The 25,534-nt window shown below is 73.6% G+C and carries 23 protein-coding genes and 1 pseudogene; 11 read left to right on the top strand and 13 right to left on the bottom strand.

The features are described from left to right. Positions 1 to 27: 27 nt before the first annotated feature. The 5 genes and pseudogenes from PT931_RS14390 to PT931_RS14370 all read left to right on the top strand — a co-directional run. Positions 28 to 789: pseudogene (locus tag PT931_RS14390) on the top strand (TIGR03084 family metal-binding protein); the annotation flags it as partial. A gap of 218 nt (positions 790 to 1,007) precedes the next feature. Then, entirely contained in the window at positions 1,008 to 2,912 is a 1,905-nt protein-coding gene (locus PT931_RS14385) for an acyclic terpene utilization AtuA family protein (RefSeq protein ID WP_456246238.1), read from the top strand. A 181-nt stretch (positions 2,913 to 3,093) separates the two neighbouring features. Beyond that, positions 3,094 to 4,638 (top strand): acyl-CoA carboxylase subunit beta, encoded by a 1,545-nt coding sequence (locus PT931_RS14380; protein WP_456246237.1) that lies wholly within the window; start codon positions 3,094 to 3,096, stop codon positions 4,636 to 4,638. Then, positions 4,635 to 6,584 carry an ATP-binding protein gene (locus PT931_RS14375; protein WP_456246236.1) on the top strand — a complete coding sequence of 650 codons (1,950 nt, stop codon included), beginning with the start codon at positions 4,635 to 4,637 and terminating at the stop codon, positions 6,582 to 6,584. Before PT931_RS14380 ends, PT931_RS14375 begins: the two co-directional genes overlap by 4 nt. Then, the gene (locus PT931_RS14370) at positions 6,581 to 7,738 is read left to right on the top strand and encodes an acyl-CoA dehydrogenase family protein (protein WP_456246235.1); all 1,158 of its coding nucleotides are present in this window, start codon (positions 6,581 to 6,583) and stop codon (positions 7,736 to 7,738) included. The genes PT931_RS14375 and PT931_RS14370 overlap by 4 nt, the downstream gene beginning before the upstream one ends. A 454-nt stretch (positions 7,739 to 8,192) precedes the next feature. On the opposite strand, the gene PT931_RS14365 is transcribed toward PT931_RS14370, so the two are convergent. After that, a complete protein-coding gene (locus PT931_RS14365; RefSeq protein ID WP_456246234.1) occupies positions 8,193 to 8,717 on the bottom strand; it encodes a MarR family winged helix-turn-helix transcriptional regulator in 525 nt (174 codons plus the stop codon). A gap of 58 nt (positions 8,718 to 8,775) precedes the next feature. On the opposite strand from PT931_RS14365, the gene PT931_RS14360 reads away from it, so the two are divergent. Beyond that, positions 8,776 to 9,495, top strand: a complete 720-nt coding sequence (locus PT931_RS14360; RefSeq protein ID WP_456246233.1) for an SDR family NAD(P)-dependent oxidoreductase — start codon at positions 8,776 to 8,778, stop codon at positions 9,493 to 9,495. Between the two features lie 363 nt (positions 9,496 to 9,858). Further along, a complete protein-coding gene (locus PT931_RS14355; RefSeq protein ID WP_456246232.1) occupies positions 9,859 to 10,752 on the top strand; it encodes a HemK family protein methyltransferase in 894 nt (297 codons plus the stop codon). 54 nt (positions 10,753 to 10,806) lie between these two features. On the opposite strand, the gene PT931_RS14350 is transcribed toward PT931_RS14355, so the two are convergent. The 4 genes from PT931_RS14350 to PT931_RS14335 form a co-directional block, all read right to left on the bottom strand. Beyond that, positions 10,807 to 11,352 carry a TetR family transcriptional regulator gene (locus tag PT931_RS14350; protein WP_456246231.1) on the bottom strand — a complete coding sequence of 182 codons (546 nt, stop codon included), beginning with the start codon at positions 11,350 to 11,352 and terminating at the stop codon, positions 10,807 to 10,809. 226 nt (positions 11,353 to 11,578) lie between these two features. Continuing rightward, positions 11,579 to 12,913, bottom strand: a complete 1,335-nt coding sequence (locus tag PT931_RS14345; RefSeq protein ID WP_456246230.1) for a dihydrolipoyl dehydrogenase family protein — start codon at positions 12,911 to 12,913, stop codon at positions 11,579 to 11,581. A gap of 129 nt (positions 12,914 to 13,042) precedes the next feature. Further along, positions 13,043 to 13,759 (bottom strand): hypothetical protein, encoded by a 717-nt coding sequence (locus tag PT931_RS14340; RefSeq protein WP_456246229.1) that lies wholly within the window; start codon positions 13,757 to 13,759, stop codon positions 13,043 to 13,045. Positions 13,760 to 13,940: 181 nt separating this feature from the next. Beyond that, positions 13,941 to 15,512: an MFS transporter gene (locus PT931_RS14335; RefSeq protein WP_456246228.1), complete on the bottom strand. Its 1,572-nt coding sequence runs from the start codon at positions 15,510 to 15,512 to the stop codon at positions 13,941 to 13,943. Between the two features lie 96 nt (positions 15,513 to 15,608). Between PT931_RS14335 and PT931_RS14330 the strand changes: the two genes are divergently transcribed. The 3 genes from PT931_RS14330 to PT931_RS14320 all read left to right on the top strand — a co-directional run bounded on the left by PT931_RS14330 (position 15,609) and on the right by PT931_RS14320 (position 18,076). Further along, on the top strand, positions 15,609 to 16,235 hold the full coding sequence (locus PT931_RS14330) for a TetR/AcrR family transcriptional regulator (protein ID WP_456246227.1): 627 nt from the start codon (positions 15,609 to 15,611) through the stop codon (positions 16,233 to 16,235). Then, a complete protein-coding gene (locus PT931_RS14325) occupies positions 16,228 to 17,178 on the top strand; it encodes an ABC transporter ATP-binding protein (RefSeq protein WP_456246226.1) in 951 nt (316 codons plus the stop codon). The genes PT931_RS14330 and PT931_RS14325 overlap by 8 nt, the downstream gene beginning before the upstream one ends. Positions 17,179 to 17,308: 130 nt before the next feature. Continuing rightward, positions 17,309 to 18,076 (top strand): ABC transporter permease, encoded by a 768-nt coding sequence (locus tag PT931_RS14320; protein WP_456246225.1) that lies wholly within the window; start codon positions 17,309 to 17,311, stop codon positions 18,074 to 18,076. A gap of 146 nt (positions 18,077 to 18,222) precedes the next feature. Here the strand turns inward: PT931_RS14320 and PT931_RS14315 are convergent, their stop codons facing one another. From PT931_RS14315 to PT931_RS14305, 3 genes are all read right to left on the bottom strand, one after another. Further along, a complete protein-coding gene (locus tag PT931_RS14315) occupies positions 18,223 to 18,804 on the bottom strand; it encodes a DUF6891 domain-containing protein (protein WP_456246224.1) in 582 nt (193 codons plus the stop codon). 95 nt (positions 18,805 to 18,899) lie between these two features. Continuing rightward, positions 18,900 to 20,807 (bottom strand): MGH1-like glycoside hydrolase domain-containing protein, encoded by a 1,908-nt coding sequence (locus PT931_RS14310; RefSeq protein ID WP_456246223.1) that lies wholly within the window; start codon positions 20,805 to 20,807, stop codon positions 18,900 to 18,902. 60 nt (positions 20,808 to 20,867) lie between these two features. After that, the gene (locus PT931_RS14305; protein WP_363723945.1) at positions 20,868 to 21,092 is read right to left on the bottom strand and encodes a hypothetical protein; all 225 of its coding nucleotides are present in this window, start codon (positions 21,090 to 21,092) and stop codon (positions 20,868 to 20,870) included. A 142-nt stretch (positions 21,093 to 21,234) separates the two neighbouring features. Between PT931_RS14305 and PT931_RS14300 the strand changes: the two genes are divergently transcribed. Further along, positions 21,235 to 22,116: a S1 family peptidase gene (locus PT931_RS14300; protein WP_456246222.1), complete on the top strand. Its 882-nt coding sequence runs from the start codon at positions 21,235 to 21,237 to the stop codon at positions 22,114 to 22,116. Here PT931_RS14300 and PT931_RS14295 read toward each other — a convergent pair. The 5 genes from PT931_RS14295 to PT931_RS14275 all read right to left on the bottom strand — a co-directional run bounded on the left by PT931_RS14295 (position 22,110) and on the right by PT931_RS14275 (position 25,490). Further along, the gene (locus PT931_RS14295) at positions 22,110 to 22,565 is read right to left on the bottom strand and encodes a hypothetical protein (protein ID WP_456246221.1); all 456 of its coding nucleotides are present in this window, start codon (positions 22,563 to 22,565) and stop codon (positions 22,110 to 22,112) included. The two genes, PT931_RS14300 and PT931_RS14295, sit on opposite strands and share 7 nt — an antisense overlap. Next, a complete protein-coding gene (locus tag PT931_RS14290) occupies positions 22,558 to 23,358 on the bottom strand; it encodes a DUF692 domain-containing protein (protein WP_456246327.1) in 801 nt (266 codons plus the stop codon). The genes PT931_RS14295 and PT931_RS14290 overlap by 8 nt, the downstream gene beginning before the upstream one ends. A 32-nt stretch (positions 23,359 to 23,390) precedes the next feature. Continuing rightward, a complete protein-coding gene (locus PT931_RS14285; protein WP_456246220.1) occupies positions 23,391 to 24,311 on the bottom strand; it encodes a TIGR04222 domain-containing membrane protein in 921 nt (306 codons plus the stop codon). 53 nt (positions 24,312 to 24,364) lie between these two features. Beyond that, complete coding sequence (locus PT931_RS14280; RefSeq protein ID WP_456246219.1) at positions 24,365 to 24,985, bottom strand: AAA family ATPase; 621 nt, start codon at positions 24,983 to 24,985, stop codon at positions 24,365 to 24,367. 151 nt (positions 24,986 to 25,136) lie between these two features. Next, positions 25,137 to 25,490, bottom strand: a complete 354-nt coding sequence (locus PT931_RS14275; protein ID WP_456246218.1) for a winged helix-turn-helix transcriptional regulator — start codon at positions 25,488 to 25,490, stop codon at positions 25,137 to 25,139. Between the last annotated feature and the right edge of the window lie 44 nt (positions 25,491 to 25,534).

Raw genomic sequence — 25,534 nt, 5'->3', positions numbered from 1 at the left:
TAGCCCCACGGGCACAGTGGAGACGCCATGGTCGAGCTCGCGGACGTCCTGACTGACCTGCGCCACGAGAGCGAGAGCCTCGACGCCCTGGTCGCACCGCTCGACGCCGCCACCTGGCGCCGCCCGACCCCGGCACCCGGCTGGACCGTCGCCCACCAGGTCGCGCACCTCGCCTGGACCGACGAACGGGCCCTGCTCGCGGTGACGGACCCGGACGGCTTCCTGGCCGAACTGGCGACCGTCGACCCGGCCCGGTTCGTCGACGAGGGCGCGGACGCCGGCGCCCTCCTCGCCCCCGCCACGCTCCTCAGCCGCTGGCGCGCCACCCGCGCCCGGCTCGCCGAAGCGCTGGCCGGGACCCTGAACACCCGATTCCCCTGGTACGGCCCGCCCATGAGCGGCACCTCCATGGCCACCGCCCGGATCATGGAGACCTGGGCGCACGGCGAGGACGTCGCCGACGCGCTGGGCGTGTCACGTCCACCCACCGGCCGGCTGCGGCACATCGCCCACCTGGGTGTCCGTACCCGGTCATTCGGGTTCGCCGTCCGTGGCCTCGAACCACCGCCCGCCGAGCCCCGCGTCGAACTGACCGCCCCGGACGGCGACCTGTGGACCTGGGGCCCGTCCGACGCCGCCGACCGGGTCACCGGACCGGCCCTCGACTTCTGCCTGCTGGTCACCCAGCGTCGGCATCGTGCGGACGTGGCGGTGCGCGCCGAGGGGGCGGGGGCCGACCGCTGGCTGGACATCGCCCAGGCCTTCGCCGGGCCCCCTGGCCCGGGCCGCCCCCGGGGGCTGGGTGGGGAGCGCGCGCCGGGTCGGGGTTGGGAACCCACACCGGGCCTGGGAGCGGAGCACGCACCGGGCCAGGGTGGGGAGCACGCGCTGGGCCAGGGTGGGGAACCTGCGCCGGTCCTGGGCGGGGAACCTGCGCCGGGTCCGGGTGCGGAGCACATGCCGGGCCAGGGTGGGGAACACATGCCGGGTCCGGCAGGGGGTGCCCGGTGACGGTGCTGCGGATCGGGAACGCGTCGGGCTTCTACGGTGACCGGCGCTCGGCCGTCCGCGAGATGCTCACCGGGGGCGACCTCGACGTGCTGACCGGCGACTACCTGGCCGAACTGACCATGCTCATCCTGGGCCGTGACCAGCTGCGTGACCCGTCCCTCGGGTACGCCCGCACGTTTCTCAGCCAGATGGAGGAGTGCCTGGGCCTGGCCGTCGACCAGGGGGTTCGGATCGTCACCAACGCGGGCGGCCTCAACCCGGCGGGGCTCGCCGCGGCGCTGCGGACCCTCGCGGAGACCCTGGGCGTGACGGTCTCCGTGGCGCATGTCGAGGGCGACGACGTCCGGGGCGGGTTCCCGGGGGCGCTGACCGCGAACGCCTACCTCGGCGCGTGGGGGATCGCGGAGGGGCTCGCCGCCGGTGCGGACATCGTGGTCACCGGCCGGGTCACCGACGCCTCGCTCGTGGTCGGCCCGGCGGCCGCGCACTTCGGCTGGGCGCGCGACGACTGGGACGTCCTCGCCGGGGCCACCGTCGCCGGGCACATCCTGGAGTGCGGCACCCAGGCCACCGGCGGCAACTACGCCTTCTTCACCGAGCTTCCTGCCCTCCGCCACCCGGGCTTCCCGATCGCGGAGGTGCGCGCCGACGGCTCGGCCCTGATCACCAAACATCCGGGCACGGACGGCGCGGTCACGGTCGACACCGTCCGTGCCCAACTGCTGTACGAGATCACCGGCCCCCGCTACGCCGGCCCCGACGTGACCACCCACTTCGACACGACCGCGCTCACCGCCGACGGCTCCGACCGGGTGCTGATGAGCGGCGTGCGCGGCGAGCCGCCGCCCGGGACGCTGAAGGTGGCGGTGACCTCCGTCGGCGGGTACCGCAACGAGGCGCTCTTCGTCCTGACCGGCCTGGACGTCGAGGCCAAGGCCGCGCTGGTCCGGTCGCAGCTGGACCTGCCCGAGGCCCGCTGGACCCTGGCCCGCACCGACCGCGCCGACGCCGACGTGCAGGAGGAGGCCAGCGCGCTGCTCCGGTGCGTGGTGCGCGGGCCGGACCCGAAACTGGTCGGGAAGGCCTTCAGCGCCCGCGTCGTGGAACTCGCCCTGGGCAGCGTCCCGGGCTTCCATCTGGCGTCCCTGCCGGGTGAGGCGGTGCCCTATGGGGACTACCGCGCGGAGTTCATCCCCGCGTCCGCCGTCGAGCAGGTGCTGGTTCTCCCGGACGCGACCCGTCATCTGATCGCCCCGATCGTTCCGGCCGCCCCGGCCGCCCCGGCCGCCCCAGCCGCTCCGGTCGTTCCGGTCGTTCCGGTCGTCATGGTTCCTCCGACGGGTCGGCCTGATTTGGGGGCGGTTTCGAGCGGTCTGAATGGTGGATCGGACCAGGGAGCTGGCACGCCACCACGGCCGGACACCGAGCCGTTCGCCGGTGTCGCCCCGGGAGTGCTCGGAGCGCCGGTCGAGACCTCTGAGGGAGGGCCCGTCGTTCCGGAGAGGACTCCGTGGGACATCGGTGAGAAAGGGACCAGCGACGGCGCGGATCGGACAGCGGAGTTCGCCCCGACCCGACGATTGCCGCTGGGCACCCTGGTCGGGGCCCGCTCCGGGGACAAGGGCGGCGCGGTCACCCTCGGCGTCTGGGTCCGTGACCCGCGCGCCTGGCCCTGGCTCACCGCGACCCTCACCACCGACCGGCTCCGCGACCTCCTCCCCGAAACCGCCGTGCACCCGATCACGCGGCACCTGCTCCCCAACCTGCACGCGGCACTGTTCGTCATCGACGGGCTGCTCGGCAGCGGGGTCGCGGAGGGCGCCCGGTTCGACCCACAGGGCAAGGCGGTCGGGGAGTGGCTGCGTTCGCGTCTCGTGGACATTCCGGAGGACCTCCTGTGACCGCCGTCGGTCCCTCCACAGTGCCGGCCGGCCACCCCGCCCGCCCAGTGCCGAACGGCACGGTCGAACTCCCCGGACCCCGCCCGCAGGGGTGCCGAACGGCACTGTCACCCCCGGCGCGACCGGAGCCATCCTGGAACGCAGCCCAGTCCCACCCACCCACCGCGAACAGGACTACCCCATGACCGGTAACCGGACGGCCATGCTCACCAAGCTCGCCGAGCTCGACGCGGAACACGCCAAGGCCGTGGCGGGTGGCGGCGCGAAGTACACCGACAGGCACCACGGCCGGGGCAAGCTGCTGCCCCGGGAGCGGATCGAGCTCCTCGTCGACGAGGACTCACCGTTCCTGGAGTTGTCGCCCCTCGCGGGCTGGGGGAGCGAGTATCCGGTCGGCGCCAGCGTCGTCACCGGCATCGGGGTGGTCGAGGGCGTGGAGTGCGTCATCATCGCCAACGACCCGACGGTCCGGGGCGGGGCGAGCAACCCGTGGACGTTGAAGAAGACGTTCCGGGCGGCCGACATCGCGATGGAGAACCGCCTCCCGCTGATCAACCTGGTCGAGTCGGGCGGCGCGGACCTGCCGAGCCAGAAGGAGATCTTCATCCCGGGCGGCCGGGTCTTCCGCGACCTGACCCGCGCGTCGGCGGCCGGCCTGCCCACGATCGCCCTGGTGTTCGGCAACTCGACGGCCGGTGGGGCGTACATCCCGGGGATGTCCGACCACGTGGTGATGATCAGGGACAGGTCGAAGGTGTTCCTGGCCGGCCCGCCGCTGGTGAAGATGGCCACCGGCGAGGAGTCCGACGACGAGTCGCTGGGCGGGGCGCTGATGCACGCGCGGGTGTCGGGCCTGGCCGACCACCTGGCGGAGGACGAGCGGGACGCGATCCGGATCGGGCGCAGGATCGTGGCCCGGTTGAACTGGCGCAAACAGGGGCCGCCGCCGCGGGAGAGCAGACCGCCGCTGTTGGACGCCGACGATCTGCTCGACCTGATCCCGGAGGACCTGAAGACCCCGTTCGATCCGCGTGAGGTGATCGCGCGGATCGTGGACGGCTCGGAGTTCGACGAGGTCAAGCCGCTGTACGGGCCGAGTCTGGTCACCGGCTGGGCACGGCTGCACGGCTACCCGGTGGGCATCCTGGCCAACGCGCGCGGCGTGCTGTTCGCGGAGGAGTCCCAGAAGGCGGCGCAGTTCATCCAGCTGGCGAACTCCTCCGACACCCCGTTGGTCTTCCTGCACAACACGACCGGGTACATGGTCGGCGCGGAATACGAACGGGGCGGCATCATCAAGTACGGTGCCATGATGATCAACGCGGTATCCAACAGTCGGGTGCCGCACCTGTCCGTCCTGATGGGAGCCTCGTACGGCGCGGGCCACTACGGCATGTGCGGCCGGGCGTACGACCCCCGCTTCCTGTTCGCCTGGCCCAGCGCCAAGGCCGCGGTCATGGGTCCGCAACAGCTCGCGGGGGTCCTGTCGATCATCGCGCGCCAGGCGGCCGGCGACCGGTACGACGAGGGCCGCGACGCCATGATGCGCGCCGCCGTCGAGGCCCAGATCGAGGCGGAGTCCCTACCGCTGTTCCTGTCCGGGCGGCTCTACGACGACGGGGTGATCGACCCGCGCGACACCCGCACGGTCCTCGGCATCTGCCTGTCCGCCATCCACTCCGCCCCGGTCAAGGGCACCGACGGGTACGGGGTGTTCCGACCGTGATCACCAGACTGCTGGTCGCCAACCGGGGTGAGATCGCGCGCCGGATCTTCCGGACCTGCCGCGACCTGGGCATCGAGACAGTGGCGGTGTACTCCGAGGCCGACGCCGCCGCACCGTTCGTGGCGGAGGCCGACCTGGCGGTGGGGCTGCCGGGGGTCACACCGGCCGACACGTACCTGCGCGGGGACCTGGTCATCGCGGCGGCGCTCGGGGCGGGCGCGGACGCCGTGCACCCCGGCTACGGCTTCCTGTCGGAGAACGCGGAGTTCGCGCTGCGGGTACACGATGCCGGTCTGACCTGGGTCGGGCCGCCGGCGGAGATGATCGCGGCGATGGGCTCCAAACTGGCGGCGAAGAAACTCGCCACGGACGCGGATGTCCCGGTCCTGTCGGGTGCGACGTTCCCGGTCCTCATCAAAGCCGACGCGGGCGGTGGCGGCCGGGGCATGCGGATCGTGCGCGACCCGGCCCGACTCGACGCAGAACTGGTCACCGCCCGCGCCGAGGCCGCCGCCGCGTTCGGCGACGCGGAGGTCTTCGTCGAGCCCTACGTCGCCGACGGCCGCCACATCGAGGTCCAGGTGCTCGCCGACACCCACGGCACCGTCTGGACCCTGGGTGAGCGCGAGTGCTCCCTGCAACGCCGGCACCAGAAGGTGGTCGAGGAGACTCCCTCCCCGTTCGTCGACGCCGCGCTGCGCGACCGGCTCTGTGCCGCGTCGGTCCGGATCTGCGAGGCCATCGGGTACGTGGGCGCCGGCACCGTCGAGTTCCTCGTCGCACCGTCCGGCGAGTTCTGGTTCCTGGAGATGAACACCCGGCTCCAGGTCGAGCACCCGGTGACCGAGTGCGTGACGGGGCTGGACCTGGTCGCCTGGCAGCTCCGGATCGCCGAGGGCGCCGCACTGCCCCCGGAGCCACCGGTCCGGACGGGCCACGCGATCGAGGCCCGGCTGTACGCCGAGGATCCGGCCCGGGACTGGCTGCCCCAGGCGGGCGCTCTGTACCGGTGCGAGTTCCCGGGGATCGACGCCCGGTTCGCGGTACCCGTCGGTTTCGGTCTCCGGGTCGACGACGGCGGCGCGGACCAGGTCAGTGTCCACTACGATCCGATGCTCGCGAAGGTCGTGGCCTGGGCCCCGTCCCGGGAGGAGGCGGCCCGTCGGCTGGCCTCGGCACTGGCCGGCGCGGCGGTGCACGGCCTGACCACGAACCGGGACCTGCTGGTCCGTACGCTGCGGCACCCGGAGTTCCTGGCCGGGGCCACCGACACCGGCTTCTTCGGCCGGCACGACCTGACCGCGGCGCCGGAGGCCGACCCGCTGTCGGTGCTGGCCGCCGCCCTGGCCGTCGCCGCGCGCAACCGGGCGGAGGCCCCGGTGTTGGGCGGTATCCCGTCCGGCTGGCGCAACGTGCCCTCCACCCGACAGGTCAGAGCGTTCGTGGGGCACGAGGTCACCTACCACCTGACCCGCGACACCCTGGAAGCCACCCACCGCCCCGATTCCGGTCACCCCGGGCCCAGCCTCGCGGCGCACCCCGGCCCCGACCTGGCAGGCGTGCGCCTGGTCTCGGCGACCCCCGACCGGGTGGTGCTCACCCGCAACGGCCTCCGGCACACCTTCGAGGTGTCCACGTACCCCGGCCTCGTGTGCGTGGACTCTCCGCTCGGTGCGGTGTCCCTCGTCCCCGTCGAGAGGTTCCCCCTGCCCCGGCCGGACCTGGCCGCCGGCTCCCTGCTCGCCCCGATGCCGGGCACAGTCGTCGCGGTGCACGTCACCGAGGGGCAACGGGTGGCCGCCGGCGCCCTCCTGCTCGAACTCGAGGCCATGAAGATGCGCTACCCGGTCACGGCCGGCGTCGACGGCGCCCTCACGTCCCTGCACGTCACGGTGGGCGACCAGGTCGACACCGACACCCCACTCGCGGTCCTGGAGGCACAGTGAACTTCCACGAAACGGACGAGCGTCGCGCCCTGCGGGCGGCGGTGGCCGAACTCGGCAAGCGGTACGGGCACCGGTACATGCGCGACAAGGTCCGCACCAACGAACGGGCGACGGAGCTGTGGGAGGAGGCCGGCCGCTACGGCTACCTGGGCGTCAACATCCCGGCCGAGTACGGCGGCGGGGGTGGCGGCATCGCGGATCTCGCGGCGGTGTGCGAGGAACTCGGTGCGGCCGGCTGTCCGCTGTTGCTGATGGTCGTGTCCCCGGCGATCTGCGGCTCGATCATCGCCCGGTTCGGCACGGAGGCCCAGAAGGGTCGGTGGCTGCCCGGGATCGCCGACGGCACGGTGACGATGGCGTTCGGCATCACCGAACCCGAGGCCGGCTCGAACAGCCACAACCTGACCACGACGGGTACCCGCACCGACGACGGGTGGGTTCTCAACGGTCGTAAGGTCTTCATCTCCGGCGTGGACCAGGCCGACGCCGTGCTGGTCGTCGGCCGCAGCGCCGACGCGCGCACCGGAAAGCTGAAGCCCGCGCTGTTCATCGTGCCCACCGACGCGCCCGGGTTCACCTGGCAGCCGATCGAGATGGAACTGGTGGCGCCGGAGAAGCAGTTCGCGCTGTTCCTCGACGACGTGGCCCTGCCCGCCGACGCGCTGGTGGGCGACGAGGACGCCGGGCTGCTGCAACTGTTCGCCGGCCTCAACCCCGAGCGGATCATGGTCGCCGCGTTCAGCCTCGGCATGGCCCGCCAGGCCCTCGACACCGCCGTGGACTACGCCAAGACCCGCACCGTCTGGCAGGGGCCGATCGGCGCGCACCAGGGCATCGCGCACCCCCTCGCCGTGTGCGCGATCGAACTCGAACAGGCCCGGCTGCTGACCCAGAAGGCCGCGTGGCTGTACGACGCCGGGGACGACGAGGGGGCGGGTGAGGCGGCGAACATGGCCAAGTACGCCGCCGCCGAGGCCGCCGCGCGCATCGTCGACCAGTCGATCCAGACCCTCGGCGGCAACGGGCTGTCCCTGGACTACGGGATCGCGGCCCTGCTGGTCGCCTCCCGGGTGGCCCGGGTCGCGCCGGTCAGCCGCGAGATGATCCTCAACTACGTCGCCCAGCACACGCTGGGACTTCCCCGCTCCTACTGACCCGATCCGTTCCGGGTGCCAGGGCCTCACGGCTGACGCCGGCCGTGCGGCACTCCCTGCCGGCTGATGCTGATGCCGTCCAGCCCGGCACGCCGAGGCGGGTGGGCCTGGGTCACGTCGAGTCGTGCCGGCCCGGGTCACGCGGAGTCGTGTCGGTACGGGTCACGCCGGGCCGGGAGGGTCGGTTACGCCGAGCCGTGCCGGGCCCGGTCACGTCAGCCGTGCCGGCTCGGTCGCGTCAGCCGTGCTGCCTTGGCCACCCCACCCCGCCCGGCTCGGGCGTGCCGTGCCGCCTCGGCCACCCCGTGCCGCCTCGGCCACCCCGCCCGGCTCGGGCGTGCCGAGTCGGCACGGGCGCGCCGGGCCGGGCGGGCCGTCACGCCAACCGTGCAGGCCCGGGTCACCCCGAGCCAGGTGGGCCGGGTGGCCGTCCGTCGGTGGCCGTGCGGCTCAGTCACAGCGCGGTTGGCTCCGGCGCCTCCCGGTCGCGAAGGCCACCCAGGCCCGCGAGCAGTACCCGGAGCAGGTCCGACAGCTGCTCACACTGAGCCTCGGTGAGCGAGCCGAGCAGACTCTGTTCATGCCGGAGCAGGTCGTCCACGGACCGGTCCAGCAGCTGGTGCCCGTGGTCGGTGAGGGTGACCAGTACGGACCGACCGTCGGGGCCGGTCTTCTCCCGGCGGACCAGCCCCTCCGACTCGGCCCGGGCGACCCGCTGCGAGATCGCTCCAGCGCTGACCAGGGACAACCGGGCCAGCTCGCCCGGCGGCAATTGGTACGGAACCCCGGCGCGGCGCAGCGTGCTGAGCAGGTCGAGGGTCGCCGCGTCGATGCCGAGGCGGGTCAGTGTCCGCCGCCGCTCGTCGGACAGCAGCTTGCCGATCCGCCAGACCCTAGTGATCACGCCGATCGACGCCACCGGGGTGCCAGGGCGCTCGCGGGCCCAGGCGGACTGGATCAGGTCGACGGCGTCGTCCATGCGGCTCTCCTCGTGTTAACGTGCCACGGATACTACTTTAGGTCTAAAGGAGTTTGGGATGCGCACTGTCGTCGTCACCGGGGGCGCGACCGGGATCGGGTACGCGGTCGCGGAGTCCTTCACCCGCGCGGGCGACCGCGTCGTGGTCACCGGCCGCCGCGAGACGCCGCTGAAGGAGGCCGCCGCCCGGCTCGGGGCCACCGCCGTACCGTTCGACGCCGCTGACCCGGCCGCCGTCACCGCCGCGCTGTCCCTGCTGCCGGACCGGATCGACGTGCTGGTCAACAACGCCGGCGGCAACACCGACTTCGACCGGCCCGACGACGGGGACGACCTGGCCGCGCTCGCCGCGAACTGGCGGGCCAACCTGGACGCGAACCTGCTGTCCGCCGTCCTCGTCACCACCGCGCTGACCCCCCGGTTCGCCGACGACGCCCGGATCGTCACGATCGGGTCGATCGCCGCGCGACTGGGCGCCAACTCCTACGGCGCGGCCAAGGCCGCCGTCGAGGCGTGGACCGCGTCGCTCGCCAGCCAGCTCGGCCCGCGCGGCATCACCGCGAACGTCGTGTCCCCGGGCCTGATCGTGGCCACCGAGTTCTTCCGCGACCGGATGACCGAGGAGGGGGTCGCCCAGCGGGTCGCCGCCACCCGCAACGGCCGGCCCGGTACCACCGCCGACGTCGCCGCGACCGTGGACTTCCTCGCCTCGCCGGCCGCCGGTCACCTGACCGGCCAGGTCGTGCACGTCAACGGCGGTGCGTACCTGGGCCGCTGAACAGCGAAAACCCTTCGTCGGGTACGCAGGAGGGGGTCGCGCTCGTGTCGCCCCGGGTAGACACGGCTCGGTTCTCGGGCCGGCGTGTGGCGGGACCTGCTCGCCGCACGGATCGCGCCCGGGGCGGCAGTGGACCGATGGCCGGTGAGCCGGGTGCGGTGTTTGTGCCGGGTCCTGTGGATCATGTAACGTCACCTGCGTCGGAGCTGGACATATCGAGGAGGTGGGAACCCATGACTGCTGGTCCAGGCCGGGTGCTCCCCTCGTACGGCCGCGCGGTCCGCCGGACGTAGTCGACCGGGTGAGCGCCCGTCGGTACCCCCGAAAGGCTCTCGCATGTCGCTGTCACCGCACTCCGAATCCATGATCGTCTCCCGCCTGCGCGCCGTCGGCTGTGTCTTCGCCGAGGACGAGGCACGCCTGCTCGTCTCCGCCGCACGTACCCCGGCGGAACTCGCCGCCCTCGTGGACCGCCGCGTCGCCGGCCTGCCGCTCGAACACGTCCTGGGCTGGGCGGAGTTCCACGGCCTGCGGATCGCCGTGGACCCCGGGGTGTTCGTGCCCCGCCGCCGCACCGCCTTCCTCGCCGACCGGGCGATCGCCCTGACTCGTGCCGCGCTGACCAGCCACGGGCGGGCCGTCGTCGTCGACCTGTGCTGCGGCTCCGGCGCGGTCGGCGCGGCCCTCCTCGCGGCCCTCCCACAGGAAAGGGCCGCCGACACGGCTGGCGACAACCATCCGCCGGGTACTGCCACCGCGCCCTCCGCCGCCAGCACCGGACCGGAGCCCGCACGGTCGGGTGTTGTCGAGCTGCATGCCGCCGACATCGAACCCGCCGCGGTGCGGTGCGCCCGCCGCAACCTGGGCGCGCGCGGCACCGTCCACGAGGGTGACCTCTACGCCCCGCTGCCCGGCACCCTGCGCGGCCGGGTCGACGTACTGGTCGCCAACGCGCCGTACGTGCCGACGGACGCCATCGACCTGATGCCCCCGGAGGCCCGGCTGTACGAACCGCACGTCACCCTCGACGGCGGCTCCGACGGGCTCGACGTGCAGCGCAGGGTGGCCGCCGGGGCGGCGCGCTGGCTGGCCCCGGGCGGGCACCTGCTGGTCGAGACGGGCGAGCACCAGGCCCCGGCCACCCTGGAACTGTTCACCCGCCACGGCCTGGACTCCCGGATCGTCACCTGCGACGAGCTGTCCGCGACCGTGGTGATCGGCACCCGCCCGGCCGCCCGGCCACCGCGGCACCCGTGACCGCCCGGCACCCGCCCGGCCACCACGGCACCCGTGACCGCCCGGCCACCGCGGCTACGGACCCGCGAGGACCGTGTCGAGCATCGCCGCCCACTGCCGCAGCAACCGACTCCGCCGCGACCGGTCGTCACTGAGCAGGTTGGCCAGCCCGAACCCCCGCACCAGATCCAGCGTCGCGCCCACCGCGTCCCGGATCTCCGGCCGCGCGTCGTCCACGCCGAGCAGTTCCAGTGCCAGCCGGTACCCCTCCCGACCGAGCCGGTCCTCCAACGGTGCCACCACGGCGTGCAACTGCGGATCGGTGCGCGCCGCGACCCACAGTTCGACGGCCGCCTCGAACAACGGCCCCGTGTACAGCTCCGCGAGCAGTTCCAGCACCGCCAGGGTCCGCCGCTCGTCGCCGGGCAGCGTGTCGGCGGTGCGGAGCAGTTCCTCGGTGCGCGCGACGGCGACGTGTTCGACGGCGGCCACGACCAGTTCGGCGCGGGTCGGGTAGTGGTGCAGCTGGGCGCCCCGGGACACGCCGGCGCGCTCGGACACCGCCGTCGTGGTGGTGCCGGACCAGCCCAGCTCGACGAGGCACTCGGCGGTGGCCCGCATGAGCCGCAGCCGTGTCTGCCGACTGCGTTCCTGCTCCCGCCGCCCGGTCACACCCCCGGACCCGGCCGCACCCGCGGCACCCGTCACACCCCCGGCCACGCCTGGAGCGTCCCCGGCCACGCCCGGAGCAGACCCGGCCACAGCCGGAGCGCCCCCGGCCGCCCCCACGGCACCCGCCGCGCCCCCGGCACTCCCCACACCTCCGGCACCCGTCACACCCCCTACACTAATGGATCGCCCGCACCGCCTCGGAGATCGCGCGATGGAACGTCGGGTACGCGTAGATCATGCTGCGCAGCGTCTCCACCGGCACCTCCGCGTGCACGGCCACGGCCAGCCCGGCCAGCACCTCGCCCCCGGCCGGCCCGGCGGAGGTCGCCCCGACGAGCACCCCCCGGTCGGTGTCCACGACGAGTTTGATGAACCCCTCGTCACCGACCCCGTGGATCCAACCCCGGGTCGAGGACCCCAGAGGGGAGTACCCGGTGCCGACCGTCAGCCCCCGCTCGCGCGCCTGGGCCTCGGTGAGCCCGACCGCCCCGATCTCCGGGTCGGTGAACGTGACCCGGGGGAGCGCCTTGTAGTCGGCCGCCGGACCGCCCTGGCCGAGGATGTCGCGAACGGCGATGTCAGCCTGGTACATCGCGATGTGGGTGAACGCGCCGCGCCCGGTGACGTCGCCGACGGCCCACAGGCGTTCGCCGGCCCGCATCCACTCGTCGACGTCGAGGTTGCGCGCGCCGGGGTCCAGCCCCAGGGTGTCCAGGCCGAGGCCGGCGAGGTCGACCCGGCGGCCGGTGGCGACGAGGATCCGGTCGGAGGTGACCTCGGTGCCGTCGTCGAGGTACACGGTGGTGCCGTCGACCTTGACGGCCCTGCGGCCCACGTGCACGGTCACGCCGTCGCCGGTCAGCGCCTCGCGGGCGACCTTCGAGGACTCGGGTTCCTCCAGGGCGAGGATCCGGTCGGAGGCCTCCACGACGGTGACGGCGACGCCGAACCGGGCGAAGACCTGGGAGAGTTCCAGGCCGATGGCCCCGCCGCCGAGCACGGTGAGGGAGCGGGGCAGTTCGGCGGCCTCGATGGCGTCGCGGTTGGTCCAGTACGGGCTGTCGGCGAGGCCGGGGATCGGGGGGATGGCCGGGGTGGTCCCGGTGGCGATGACGACGCCCTTCGTGGCCTCGTACTCCTCGGAGCCGACCCGGACCCGGCCGGGGGCCGTCAGCCGGCCGCGCCCCCGGAGGAACGTGCCGCCCTTGCCCGTGAACCGGTCGACGGCGACCTGGTCGTTCCAGTTGTCGGTGGCCTCGTCGCGGATCCGGGCGTGCACCGGACCCCAGTCGGGGCGGACCGTCGCGTCCCCGGCGAACGTCGGCACCCGGCGGGCCTCCGCGACGGCGTTGGCCGCTCTGATCATCATCTTGCTGGGGATGCAGCCCCAGTAGGGGCACTCGCCGCCGACCAGGCGGTTCTCGATGCCGAGCACGTCCAGCCCCGACGCGGCCAGCCGGCCGGCCACTTCTTCGCCGCCGACGCCCAGTCCGATCACGATGATGTCCATCCGACCAGTGTGCCGCGCCGCTCCGTCCGGCGCGGAGCGACCGGGAATGAAGTGCGCCGCCCCGGACCAACAAGGGTGCGGGTGCCGTGCCGCTCCACCCGGCACGCCACCTCCGCTACCCGCCGACGGTCAGTTGGTCAGGCGGTCGGTGCCGTACTTCTTCACCAGCGCGTCGTTGGCCTTGAGGTCCAGGTCGCCGACGAAGCGGACCGAGTCCCGGATGGCCTCGCGGGTGATGGAGCTGCCCGGCCCGTTGAGCTGGTACTCGAACGGCTTGCCCGGCTGCGCGATCCGCTGCGCGAGCGGCACGTCGTGGAAGCCGAGCCGGATGATGTAGTACGAGTTGCCGCCGCCCTTGGGGACCTCGACGTAGTCCTGCTGCGGGTGGCCGAAGGTGACCGTGTTCTGGAAGTTGTGGTCACCGGAGCCGGAGGGGGCGACGAAGGTGATCACGGCGCAGTCGATGTGGAACGCGGTGCTCGACCGGTTCGTGAACACCAGGGCGGTCTGGCCCCACCAGATGTCACCGCTGGTCCGCACGCTGAGGGTCAGCGGGAGGTTGCTGGTGAACTTCGTGGTGGCCGGCTCGGACAGGATCGGGTTCGGTCCGGAGATCGGGTGGCTCGTGCCGTTGGCGCACCGTTCGAGGGGCTTGTTGTACTCCGACGGTGCCCCGGTGGGCTGGACCTGGGTGAACGTGTCGGGGCCGCCGACGACGGTGCTCGACGTCCCGGGCCCGACCGCCGTGGTCGCGGTGGCGGAGTTGCCGGTGACGCCGAGCCCGAGCATGAACAGGGCGCCGGCGAGGAGGCCGGCGACCCATCCGTGTCTGATGAGCTTCTTCATGAGGGGTCCTCCATCAAGTGACCTTTAGGAAACTTTACTAAAGGTGCATCGACGGTAACCATTGCACGGCGTCTTGTCCATATTCGACGCCGCTTGTGGCGCGAAACCCCGAACCCCACTCTCCGGGTACCGGCCCGCACCTGGTCGTCCCGGAGCCCCGCGAGGGAGCGCCCCCGGGGGTCTACAACGCCACCCCGGCCCCCGCGTTCTCCCCCCTGCGCACCACGAGCGCCACCACGGCCCCGACCAGCGCCACCACCGCCCCCACGGTCAGCGTCGTGTGGAACCCGTCCATGAACGCCAGGTGCGCCCCGTCCGTGATGGCCCGCGCCAGCGGTCCGGGGGTCCCCGGCGGCACCGGCGCGACCCCCTGCGCCACGTACTGCTCCGCCTCCTGGAACCGGGGCGCCAGCTCGGCGGGTACCCCGGACTCGACCAGCCTCGGCACGAGCTGGTCCCCGACCCGGCTGGCGATGATGGTGCTGAACACGGTCGTGCCGAGTACCCCGCCGAGCTGCGCGCCGGTCTGCTGGAGACCGCCGGCCACCCCGGACAGCTCCACGGGCGCGTTGCCGACGATCGCCTCGGTGCCGGCGACGATGACCAGGCCGAAGCCCAGGCCGAGCAGGACGAACCACGGCCACAGGGTCAGGTACGCGGCGTCGACCTCGGCCAGCGACAGCCCGAACAGCGCCACGGCCGTGAGCGTCATGCCGGCCGCCAGCGGCAGGCGCGGCCCGAACCGCGCGGTCAGGGCCCCGGCGGCGGGGGCGGAGAACATGAACGTGGCGGTCAGGGGGAGCAGCCGCACGCCGGCCTCGACGGGTCCCATGCCGTGCACCTGCTGCAGGTACAGGGTGAGGAAGAAGAACGCGCCGAACAGGGAGAAGAAGGCGAGGGTCACCAGCGCGGTACCGGCCGACAGCGAGACGTTGCGGAACAGGCTCAGCGGCAGCAGCGGGTGCCGCGTCCTCGACTCCCGGACGACGAACCCGGCGAGCAGCACGAGGGCGCCGAGGATGAACCCGAGGGGCAACGCGTCGCCGAAGCCGTGCTCCTGGGCTTTGATCAGGCCCCAGACCAGGGAGAACAACGCCCCGGAGAGCAGCACCACCCCGGGCAGGTCGAACGAGCCGGCGGCGCCCGGGTCCCGGGACTCGCGGATCACGAACCAGCCGAGCAGGACGGCGAGGACCGCCAGGGGCGCGTTGAGGAAGAACACGCTCTGCCAGTCGACGTTCTCGACGAGCAGGCCGGCGACGATCGGGCCGCTGGCGATGGACAGCGCCGAGGTGCCGCCCCAGATGCCGATGGCCATGTTGAGCTTCTCGGCGGGGAAGGCGTTGCGCAGGATCGCGAGGCTGGCCGGTTGGAGCAGCGCCCCGGCGAGGCCCTGGACGACCCGCCAGAAGATCACGGCGCCGATGCTGTCGGAGAACCCGATCGCCACCGAGGCGACCGCGAAGCCGACGACGCCGAGCAGGAAGAGCCTCTTGCGGCCGAACCGGTCGGCGAGCCGGCCGGCGATGATCAGGGAGACGGCGAGGGCGAGCAGGTAGCCGTTCGTGACCCATTGCAGGCCGGACAGCCCGGCGTCGAGGTCGCGGGCGATGGCGGGGTTGGCGATGGCGACGACGGTCGCGTCGAGGCCGACCATCGCGATGCCGATCGCGACGGCGGCCAGGGTGAGCCAGGGGTTGGCGCTGCCGCGTCGTGGGGCCGCGGGGGCCGGGGCGTCGAGCGTGAGTGTCATGCCGAGTAATTTGTCAGCGGCTGACATCTGCTGTCAACTGACAAAGGTTGAGCTGTGACATTAGTCATCAACTGACCATGGGATACACTTCGGCGCATGGAGACGGCGAGCCTGCGCGAGCGGAAGAAGCAGCGCACCAGGGAGGCGCTGGTCGACGCCGCGTTCGGCCTGTTCCAGCGCAAGGGCTTCGAGGCGACCACGGTCGACGAGATCGCCGACTCCGTCGAGGTCTCCGCCCGCACCTTCTTCCGGTACTTCGAGGGCAAGGACGACCTCCTCCTCACCATCCAGGAGCAGCAGTTCGAGCTCCTCTTCGACCTGATCCGCGCCCGGCCGGCCGGCGAGGCCGTGCTCGACGTCGTCCGGCACGCCGCCGTCGAGGTGGTCCGCGCCGCCGAGCAGGGCACGCACGGTTTCGACCCGGAGAAGGTGTCCTGCATGCAGAGCCTGATGGCGGCGAGCCCGGCGCTGGCCGCCCGGTGCCGCGCCTTCAGCTCCGCGCGGACGGACGAGCTGGCGGGCTGCCTGGCGGGCAGGATGGGCGTGGCCGACGACGACCCCCGGGCCTACCTCGCGGCGTCGGTGGCCGTCACCACGGTGCAGGTCGCGATGACCTGGCACGAGCGGGACCGGTCCGTGCCGCTGTCCGACTGCCTCGACCGGGCGTTCCTGCTGCTCGCGGCGGGGGTCAACTACCCCGCCCGGAGCGACGCGGATGGCTGACGCCACAGTGGTCGTCACCGACCTGGTCAAGCGCTACCCGAAGCGGGACGTCAACGCCGTCGACGGCCTCAGCTTCGAGGTGCGCCGGGGCGAGATCTTCGGCCTGCTCGGGCCGAACGGCGCCGGCAAGTCCACCACGATCGGCGTGCTCACCACCCGGGTCCGGGCCACCGGCGGCACCGCGAGCGTCGGCGGGGTCGACGTGATCGGCAACCCGGTGCTGGCGCGGACCAAGCTCGCCGTCGTGCCCCAGCGCGGCAACCTGGACCGCTCGCTCACCCCCCGGCAGAACCTGACCTTCCACGCCGCCTACCACGGGGTGCCGCGGGCCGAGCGGCGCGCGCGGGCGGCGGCGCTGCTGGCGGAGTTCGGGCTGGCCGACCGGGCGGACGACAAGATCGAGCAGTACTCCGGGGGCATGGTCCAGCGGGTCATGATCGCCCGGGCCCTGATGCACGAGCCCGAGGTGCTGTTCCTCGACGAGCCGACCGCCGGGCTCGACCCGCAGTCCCGGCTGTTCCTCTGGGACCGGGTCCGCGAGCTGCGCGACCGGGGCACCACCATCGTGCTCACCACGCACGACATGGACGAGGCGGCCGAGATGAGCGACCGGGTCGGCATCATCGACCACGGCGCCCTGCTGGCCCTGGACACCCCGGCGGCCCTCACCCACAGCCTGTCCGGGCAGTCGGTCCTGGAGCTCACGGTCACCCGGGACGACCCGGCGCTGATCGGCCTCGTCGCCGACCTCGACGGCGTGGACCGGGTCGAGAAGATCAAGGACCAGAGACTCCGGTTGTACCTGACGAGGCCCGGCCCCGACCTCCTCGCCCCCGTGGCCACCCTGCTGGGCGCGCACGACGCCGGCCTGTCGGACGTGCACCTCGGCGAGCCGAGCCTGGAGGACGTGTTCATCAACCTGACCGGCAGGGGACTGCGGTGAACCGCGCGACGCTCCCCCCGACCGGCGGCCCCGCGGCGACGCTCCCCCCGACCAGCGGCCCCGCGGCGACGTTCCCCCCGACCGGCTGCGGCCCCGCGGTGCCGCCGTCACCGACCGGAAGGGGACCCCGGTGACCCGGACGGCGTTCTTCGCGATCCTGTGGCGGGACCTGTTCGTCACGGGCAAGGAGTTCTGGGTCTTCCTCCTCCAGGTGGCCCTGCAACCGCTGTTCATGCTGTTCGTGTTCGCCAAGGTGCTCGGCGCGGCCGGCTACGTCTCCGCCGACTTCGGCCGGCTGCTGCTGCCCGGCATGGTGGCGCTGACCGCGTTCCTCACCGCGCTGCAGAGCGTGGCGTTCCCGCTGGTCATGGAGTTCTCGTTCACCCGGGAGATCGAGGACCGGCTGCTGGCCCCGCTGCCGATCGCGCTCGTCGCCGTGGAGAAGCTGTGCATGGCCGTGATCCGGTCCATGGTGGCCGCCGTGCTGATGTTCCCGATCGGGGCGCTGGTCCTCGGCCACGCCCCGTGGCGCACCGCCGGGCTGCCGTTGCTGCTCGTGGCGCTGCTGCTCGGCGGCTGGGTCGGCGGCGCGCTCGGCATGAACGTGGGCACCTGGATGCCGCCGAACCGGATCAGCGTCGGGTTCGCCGTGATCCTGACCCCGCTGATGTTCACGGGCGCGACGCAGTACCCGTGGAAGTCGCTCGACACGTTGCCCTGGTTCCAGTGGGTGACGGCGTTCAACCCGCTGACGTACCTGTCCGAGGGGGTCCGCGCCGCCCTCGTCCCCGACGTGCCGCACCTGCCCCCGTGTCTGTGCCTGTCGGTGCTGGTCCTGTCGGGGACGGTGCTCACCGCCACCGGCCTGAAGGGCTTCCACCGCCGCGCCATCGACTGACCGGGCCGCTCCGCACGCCGACGAGGGCGGGCATCCCGCTCCGGCCGCCCCGGGACAGCGCGCCGCCCCGCCTCGAGGCACCGAGCCACGCCGCCCGGGACACCGAGCCGCGCAGCCCGGAACAGCGGTCCACGCCGCCCGGCAGGTCAGCCGGTGGGCGACCCGGCCGGAACCCGGCGCTGCCAGACCATCGGCACCTCGATCCGGGTCTGGGCGGACCCGTTCCACTTCGGCTCGAAGCCCTGGGCGCGCAGCGCGGCCACCACCTCGTCACCGATCGCCGTCACCGCCTCCTCGCCGTCGGCCACCGACCCGTAGCCGAGCATCAGGCCGCCGCCGGCGACGGCGTGGTCGGTGTCCTGGACGTGGTGGTAGACGAAGCCCCGGGGCGCGGGGTGCCCGGCCAGTTCCGCGCCGATCTCTGCGTTCGCGCAGGTGCCGCAGCAGGTGAAGTGCGCGCGGGCCACGACACCGGCCGCGTCGAGGGCGGCGAACGCGGCGTCGATCCGGTCGCAGTCGGTGACCGCCGGCCAGCCGGCCTGCTCGGCGGCGAGCGCGGCCGACTCCTCCGCGAGGATCCGCTCGGCGAGGTCGAGCACCTCCGGATCGTCCTCGGAGTCCACGTTCTCGGCGGCTTCCTCGGGGATCTCGGCGGGGTCGTCGTATCCGGAGCGCACGGCGGTGCGGATGTACTCGCGCAGGTCCTCGGCCAGTTCTTCGTCGATCATCCGGGCACCCTACAACCCGGGTGCGACACGCCTCTCCACAGTGCCCGCCCCACCGGCGAACAGCCCCGCGCTCCGGTACCAGGAAAAGGGTCTTCTCAGCCCCGGAGCAGGAGCAGCACCGCCGCCGCCGACCAGCTGAAGTTCGGCGCCCCCTGCCGCGCCCCCGTCAGCGGGTGGTAGTTCTCGTGCAGCGGCGCGTCCCCGGCCAGCCCGTCGGCGTTGGCGAACAACTTCTCCGTCAGCGCGTCGGCCTCCCAGGAGAACCCGGCCCGCCGCAGCCCCTCCACGGCGAAGGCGAGCTGGTCCAGCCAGACCGGCCCCCGCCATTGCCGCTCGGGCGCGAACGCCGGGCTGTCGGCCGCCACCGACGGACACGGCACCGGCGTCCCGAACCGCCCCGGGTCGAGCAGCGCGGCCCGGACCGCCACGGTCTGCGGCAGGGTCGCGATCCCGGCCCACAGCGGGATGACGCCCTCGACGCCCTTGCCGCGTTCCACCAGCGGCTGGCCGTCGATCGTGTCGTAGAACCAGCCGGTGCCGGCGTCGTACATCCGGTCGCGGACGTAGCTGGCCACCTGCTTGGACGGGAACGTGTCGGAGGCCCCCACGGCGCGCGCGATCAGGGTCAGGTGGTCCTTCTCGGCGGCCAGGTACGCGTTCAGGCACACCGACTCCTGGTCGATCGTGAACCCGGTCCGGCCCGGCAGCACGGTCACGTCGTCGAACCGGGGCGCCGAGTCCGTGCCCGACTCCCACGAGGCGGCCTCCGCGACGGCCTTGTCGGTGTCGTTGGCCGGGTCCAGGGTGGCCCCGTAGGAGCAGATCCCGAAGCCGCACCGGTCCCGCGCGTCGTACCACCACCGGTGGTAGGCGACCAGGCGCGGGTACAGCCGGCGGAGGAAGGCCAGGTCGCGGCCCGCGTGGTACACCTGCCACACGGCCCAGGCGGCCAGGGGCGGTTTGGTGTTGCGTTCGTTCCAGTTCGCGCCGTCGCGGTTGTAGAACACGGCGTCGGGCACCATGCCGTCGTCGCGCTGGTGGTCGAACACGGACTCGATCACCGAAGCCGCGAGCGCGGGGTCGAACGCGGCCACGCCCGCGGCGTGCTTCCACGAGTCCCAGGACCAGAAGCCGTTGTGCGCGGCCGAGCTCAGCGACGGGGTGACGCCGTCCCGGCGGAGGGCGCCGGCCGGGCTGCGCCAGTTGGTGACGAGGGTGGTGACGGCCTTGACGGCGAGCCGGCGGCGCTCGGGAGCCACCCCGTCGAGGGCCCGGGCCAGGTAGCGGGCCCACCGGGCGTCCGGCGGTTCGGTGCGGGCCGCGAGCCGGTCGCGTTCACCGGCCGTGAACGTGTAGCTCTCCTGCCAGGTCAGCCGGACCTCGCCGTGCACGACGAGCGGGGCGACCCGGTCGGTGCGGTAGCTCCCGCCGGTGACGACGGTGATCACGGGGGCGTCATGGCGGACCTCGAAGCGGGCGTCCGTCGTGGACAGGAACGCGTGCCGGTCGCGGACCTCCCGGAAGTCGGCGGCCACCCCGGTGTCGGTGCCGCGCAGGGTCGGCGCGTACTCGTGCGGCAGCAGCGCGCCCGTCCAGGACACCGCCAGCCGCCGGGGGCCGTCCCCGTCGTGCCGGACCCGGGCCTCGACCACGGCACCCCGGTGCGAGGTGTACCAGAGGCCCAGCGTCACGGTCAGCCCGCCGCCCACGCACACCTGCCGCAGCCGGCCCGGGAGCGCGTCGGCACTGTCCAGGGCCAGGTCGACGGGCTCGCCGGTGTCCAGGTCGGTCAGGCCGAGCCGGCTGAAGACCGCCGCCAGCCACCAGGGGTACTCCTCGGCGACGTACAGCGGCCCGGTGAAGCCGCCCGCGTGCCCGGCGTCCGGCAGCCCGTACCCGTGCCAGGCGCCCAGATCGGCGAACACGGTCAGCGGGTTGCGGTCGGCCGGCCGGGCCCGCGCGGGCACGCCGACGAGGTTCAGCACGTTGGCGAACTCGTCCACCGCGCCCCCCGTACATTTATCGCCGATCATGAACGAACGTAAAATATCATTCGGGTTCGGTTAGCTCACCCGTGGACGGAGCCCCGCGAGGTGGAGGAAGACCTCGCGCTTGCCGGTCGCGTTACCCCCCGGGTCCAGCACGTACACCTCGGCCCACCCCCAGCCGCCCACGGAGGACCGTCGATCCGTCATCCGGATCACCCGGACGGTCAGCGGCCGCCCGGCGAACTGGGGCGAGGCGTCGCGGTCGAGAACCAGCAGGTCACCGGGCTTCGGCGTCGTCATCATACGCATCTGACGGATTTGTCGACCCAGTATGACGCCAATATGGGGAACCCGCATGACGGCATGGTGCGTCCCTTGTCACCCGGGGCCGGGGCCGCTGCAATTGACTGACGTCCATCGATATGTTCCGGGAGGCCCCTCCGTGCGCACCGCCCGCTCCCTCACCGTCCTCGCCCTCCTCCTCACGGCCCTGACCAGCCCTTCCGTGGCCTTCGCGGCCCCGACACCCGAACCCGCCGCCGCCGATCCGGCACGATCCACGACCTTCGACGGGTACGCCGAGCTGGCCCGCTCGCCCCGCGTCCCCGGCACCGCCTGGTGGACCGACCCCGCGACCGGCCGGCTGGTCGCGGCCGCCGACGACTCGGTCACCGGCGCCGACCTGTCCACCGTGGCCGCCGCCGCGTACCGGGCGGGCGCGACCCTGGTCCGCGAACCGGGCCTGTTCGCCCCCCGGCTGCGGGGCGGCGAGCCGTTCTACCCGGGCCGGTGCGCCGTCGCGTTCAACGTCCGCTCCGGCACCACCTACTCCTTCCTCACCGCCGCGCACTGCGTCCCCAAGGTCGGCGGCACGGTGTACGCCGACCCGGCCCTCACCGTCGTCCTCGGCGTCGTCACGTCCGTCAACACCGGCTACGACCTCGCGCTGGTCCGCTACACCAACCCGGCGATCCCGCACCCCGGCGACGTCACCCTGTACGGCGCCGGGGTCCAGGACATCGCCTCAGCAGCCTCGGGCTCCGTCGGGCAGGCCGTCCGGCGCAGCGGCCCGACCACCGGGGTGCGCGCGGGGTCGATCACGGGCCTCAACGCCACGGTCAACTACCCGGGCGGCGGGTCGGTCGTCGGTCTGATCCGCACGAACATCTGCGCCGAGCCGGGGGACAGCGGCGGTCCGCTGTACGCGGGGTCGGTCGCGATCGGCATCCTGTCCGGGGGCTCCGGGAACTGCTCCTCGGGCGGCACCACCTTCTACGCCTCGGTCACCCGGGCCCAGTCCCTGTACGGCGTCACCGTCTACTGAGCGGCCAGGACGAACGTGCGGCCGGCCACCCGCAGCACCCGGGTGGCCCGGTCCCAGCGCACCGCCCACCACGGCAGCCGCCCGACCTCGCGGACCGCCAGCTCCACGGCCGCCGCCCCGACCAGCTCACCGGCGGCGGCCCGGTCCCGCGCGGCGGCGAGCCCGTCGGCGTACGACCCGCCGGGCGGTCGACCGGCCGCCCACCCGGCGAACCACCGCCGCCAGTCGGGCCCGAGGCTCCGGGCGAGTTCCGGCCAGGCCCGGGCGACGTCGCCGGCACGCTTGGCGAGCAGCCCGGCCGTGGTGGCCGCGAGCAGTTCGGGGTCGAAACCGTCCGGCGGCCCGGCCCCGCCGACCAGCGCCGCCACGAGCGCGGCCTGCCGTTCCGCGAGCCCGGGCCGGGGCGGCGGCGGGCCGGCGGGCGGGGGCGTGGGGACCGGCTCAGACACGGGGATGCCCCGAGGCGTCGGCGATCGCGTCGAGTTCGGCGCGGAGTTCGGTGGCCGGCGGGTAGCGGTCGTCGCGTTCGAGGAGGAGGCCCGGTGGCCGGTGCCGGGCGCACAACTCCCGGACCAGGTCGAACACCTCGACGGGTACCGGATGGGCGTGCGTGTCGTGGTAGAGCCCGGCGTGCGCGGACCCGCCGGCCACGTGCACGTAGGCGACCCGGTCGAGGGGCAGCGCGTCGAGCAGGGCGAGCGGGTCGTGGCCCCGGTTGCGCGCGTTGGCGTACACGTTGGCGATGTCGAGGAGCAGCAGCGCGCCGGTCGCGTCGAGGAGTTCGGTGAGGAACTGCGCCTCGGTCAGCTCGTCGTCCGGCCAGTCGAACAGGGTCGCGATCGGTTCCAGGGCCAGCGGCACGGGCAGTTCGCCCTGGGTCCGCCGGACGTTGGCCGCGAGCGCCGCCAGGGCCTCCCGGCTGCGCGGCACGGGCAGCAGGTGCCCGGCCTCCACCCCGCCGGCCCGGACGAACGCGATGTGCTCGCTGACCAGCGGCGCGTCGAACAGCGCGGCGCACCGGGCGAGCCGGGCCACCCGGGCGGGTTCGACCGGGTCCGCGCCGCCGAGGGACAGCGCCACCCCGTGCGGGACGACGGCGACCCCCCGGTCGCGCAGCCCGGCGAGGGCCTCCGGCACGGCCGGGCCGATCGTCTCGGCGATCACCTCGCAGAACCGCAGCCCGGCGAGCCCGGCGACGAACCCGGCGATCTCGGGCCGCCACCCGATCCCGACCCCGGCGATCCGCCCGAGCCCGTCGGTCGCCGCGCCGCCGGTCAATCCCCGCCTCCGCCGCCCCCGCAGCTCGACCCGCAACTGGACCCGGAGCTGCAACTCGACGACGACGACGAGGAACACGAGGAGCTGTTGTCGCTGGAACTGGAGCTGGAGCACCCGGACGTCGACGAGGAACTGCCGCACGAGCTGCTCGACGTGTAGTACCCGCCGGAGGAGACCAGGGCGGCGCGCCCCAGCCCGAGGTACTGGGCGTACTCCGGGTCCGACGCCCACCACGCGGCCGTCCCGAACAGCCCCACGCTCAGCGCCGCCCCCGCGGGCCCGTACGTCGCCCACGACGGCCGGTTGCGCGGGTGCAGGTGACCGTTGCGCCGGAACTGGTCGCGCAGGATCATCCGACCCGCCCGGGTCAGGCGCGGGGCGCGCAGCGACAGGACGCCGACGATCGCGAGGACGGCGGAGCCCAGCACGAACGCGACCGTGTGCTCGTCGGCCGCCGAACGGGTGGCCAGCGCGATCCCGACGGCCGCCGCGCACAGCAGGACCAGCGGGAGGATCCGGGCGCCGGCGCGCTGCCCCCGGCTGGTCAGCAGGCCCTGGCGTTCCAGCTTGGCGCGGATCTGGGCCTGGGCGGCGCGGGCGTCGGGCAGGCGCAGGGCCTCCCACGGGTTCGAGCCCCGGAGCATGCCCTGGTGGGCGACCTGCGCGAGCCGGGGCAGGCCGGCGGGCAGCGGGCCGGGCGCGCCGTTGGCGCCGAGTGCCCCGGACGCGCGCAGGGCCGCGAGCGCGGCGAACTCGGCGAGCGCGGGACCGCCCTTGAGCGCGGCGACGTCGATCGGGTCGACCGGCAGGTGGTGTCCTCCGCCGCCGGCGAACAGCCGGCCGCGCACCACGACGGAGAGGGCGAGCAGGGCCGCCCCCGAGAGGATAAACGCGAACACGAGTGTGTCGTCCGCCATCGAGGGCCCCCGGGTGGTGTGGCTACGGTGGACCTCATTGTGGGGGCAGGAAGCTACAGCACGATAGCCGCTGTCGGAGAGTTGATCGGGCCGCCCAGGACGATTGCCGCGATCCGGTCAGCGGCGACCCGGTCCAGCACCACCAGGCTGCGGTAACCCTCGGCGACCGGGGGCAGTCCGCCGTCGGCGGGGAACCGCCAGGCCCGGTCGTGCCGGCGGAAGGACCGGCCCCGCACCCGCCGGCCCCGGGCGTACTGGCCGGCCCGCGCGTCGGCCGCCGACACGTCCAGGGCGACCAGGTGCGCCCGGTCCCCGGTGAGGAACCGCAGCAGGGCGCGCCGGGTGCCGCAGTCGTGCAGGACGACGCCCCGGCCGGCGCGGACCGCCCGGTACACGGCGAGGTAGTGGGTCAGGTGCACCAGCGGCCGGTACGCCGCGTACGGCACCCGGTCGCCCAGCCGGCCCCGCCACCGGTTGCGGGCCTGCTCCGAGTCGAGCAGCCATGCCCCTCCGGGCAGCGCGACCGGCCCGGTCTCCTGGCCGGTGAGGCCGAAGAGCCGGCGGAGCAGCGTCGTCTTGCCCGCGCCGGGGATGCCGGCGACCACGACGACCGTGCCGGCCGGGTAGTGCAGAGTCGTCGGCTCGCCGGGACCGCGCAGGTCGTGCGTGCTCACGGCTGGGCTCCCTGTCGGTGCGGGGGTGGGGCGGCGGCGGGTCGGCCGCCGGGTGCCGGTACCCGGCGCGCGCAGTTTATCGAACGTGGGGCCGGCGGCCGGTCGGCCGAAACGGTGAGGACTGCCCGAAGGGGCACGGCTCCGGGGCGGCTCAGGACGCCCGGCGGCCGGGGCGGTCGCCCAGCTCCGCGCACCACCGGTCCGACCAGGCGCCGAGCTCGTTGAGGATCGGGCCGAGCTCGCGGCCCTTGGCGGTGATCGAGTATCCGATGGACTCGGGGCACTGGGCGACGACGCCCACCGACTCCAGCTCCTCCAGCCGGTCGGCGAGCAGCCGGTCGGACAGGCCGGGCACCCGGCAGCGGATGTCCTTGAAGCGGGCGTGGCCGAGCTCGTTGAGCACGGCGATGATCGCCGCGGTCCAGCGTCGCCCGATGAGTTCGGCGGCGAACTGGACCTGCGGACAGTAGCCCGCCGAGAAGTCCGGTCCTGTCGCCTGGGTCACGTCCAAAATTCTAGCTCCCCCTTGCACTTATCTTCCGTAAGTGC

The sequence above is a fragment of the Longispora urticae genome, assembly GCF_053902585.1.
Note: the sequence above shows the minus strand (reverse complement) of the source record. Positions and strands in the feature narration are given on the sequence as shown.

What these genes read in the sequence shown, in the direction of transcription:
- PT931_RS14355 (WP_456246232.1), top strand. Translation starts at nt 9,859, where the DNA reads ATGATCGTCTCCCGCCTGCGCGCCGTCGGCTGTGTCTTCGCCGAGGAC.
- PT931_RS14350 (WP_456246231.1), bottom strand. Translation starts at nt 11,352, where the DNA reads ATGCGGGCCACCGCCGAGTGCCTCGTCGAGCTGGGCTGGTCCGGCACC.
- PT931_RS14325 (WP_456246226.1), top strand. Translation starts at nt 16,228, where the DNA reads ATGGCTGACGCCACAGTGGTCGTCACCGACCTGGTCAAGCGCTACCCG.
- PT931_RS14340 (WP_456246229.1), bottom strand. Translation starts at nt 13,759, where the DNA reads ATGAAGAAGCTCATCAGACACGGATGGGTCGCCGGCCTCCTCGCCGGC.
- PT931_RS14285 (WP_456246220.1), bottom strand. Translation starts at nt 24,311, where the DNA reads ATGGCGGACGACACACTCGTGTTCGCGTTTATCCTCTCGGGGGCGGCC.
- PT931_RS14330 (WP_456246227.1), top strand. Translation starts at nt 15,609, where the DNA reads ATGGAGACGGCGAGCCTGCGCGAGCGGAAGAAGCAGCGCACCAGGGAG.
- PT931_RS14345 (WP_456246230.1), bottom strand. Translation starts at nt 12,913, where the DNA reads ATGGACATCATCGTGATCGGACTGGGCGTCGGCGGCGAAGAAGTGGCC.
- PT931_RS14360 (WP_456246233.1), top strand. Translation starts at nt 8,776, where the DNA reads ATGCGCACTGTCGTCGTCACCGGGGGCGCGACCGGGATCGGGTACGCG.
- PT931_RS14305 (WP_363723945.1), bottom strand. Translation starts at nt 21,092, where the DNA reads ATGACGACGCCGAAGCCCGGTGACCTGCTGGTTCTCGACCGCGACGCC.
- PT931_RS14380 (WP_456246237.1), top strand. Translation starts at nt 3,094, where the DNA reads ATGACCGGTAACCGGACGGCCATGCTCACCAAGCTCGCCGAGCTCGAC.
- PT931_RS14365 (WP_456246234.1), bottom strand. Translation starts at nt 8,717, where the DNA reads ATGGACGACGCCGTCGACCTGATCCAGTCCGCCTGGGCCCGCGAGCGC.
- PT931_RS14335 (WP_456246228.1), bottom strand. Translation starts at nt 15,512, where the DNA reads ATGACACTCACGCTCGACGCCCCGGCCCCCGCGGCCCCACGACGCGGC.
- PT931_RS14315 (WP_456246224.1), bottom strand. Translation starts at nt 18,804, where the DNA reads ATGATCGACGAAGAACTGGCCGAGGACCTGCGCGAGTACATCCGCACC.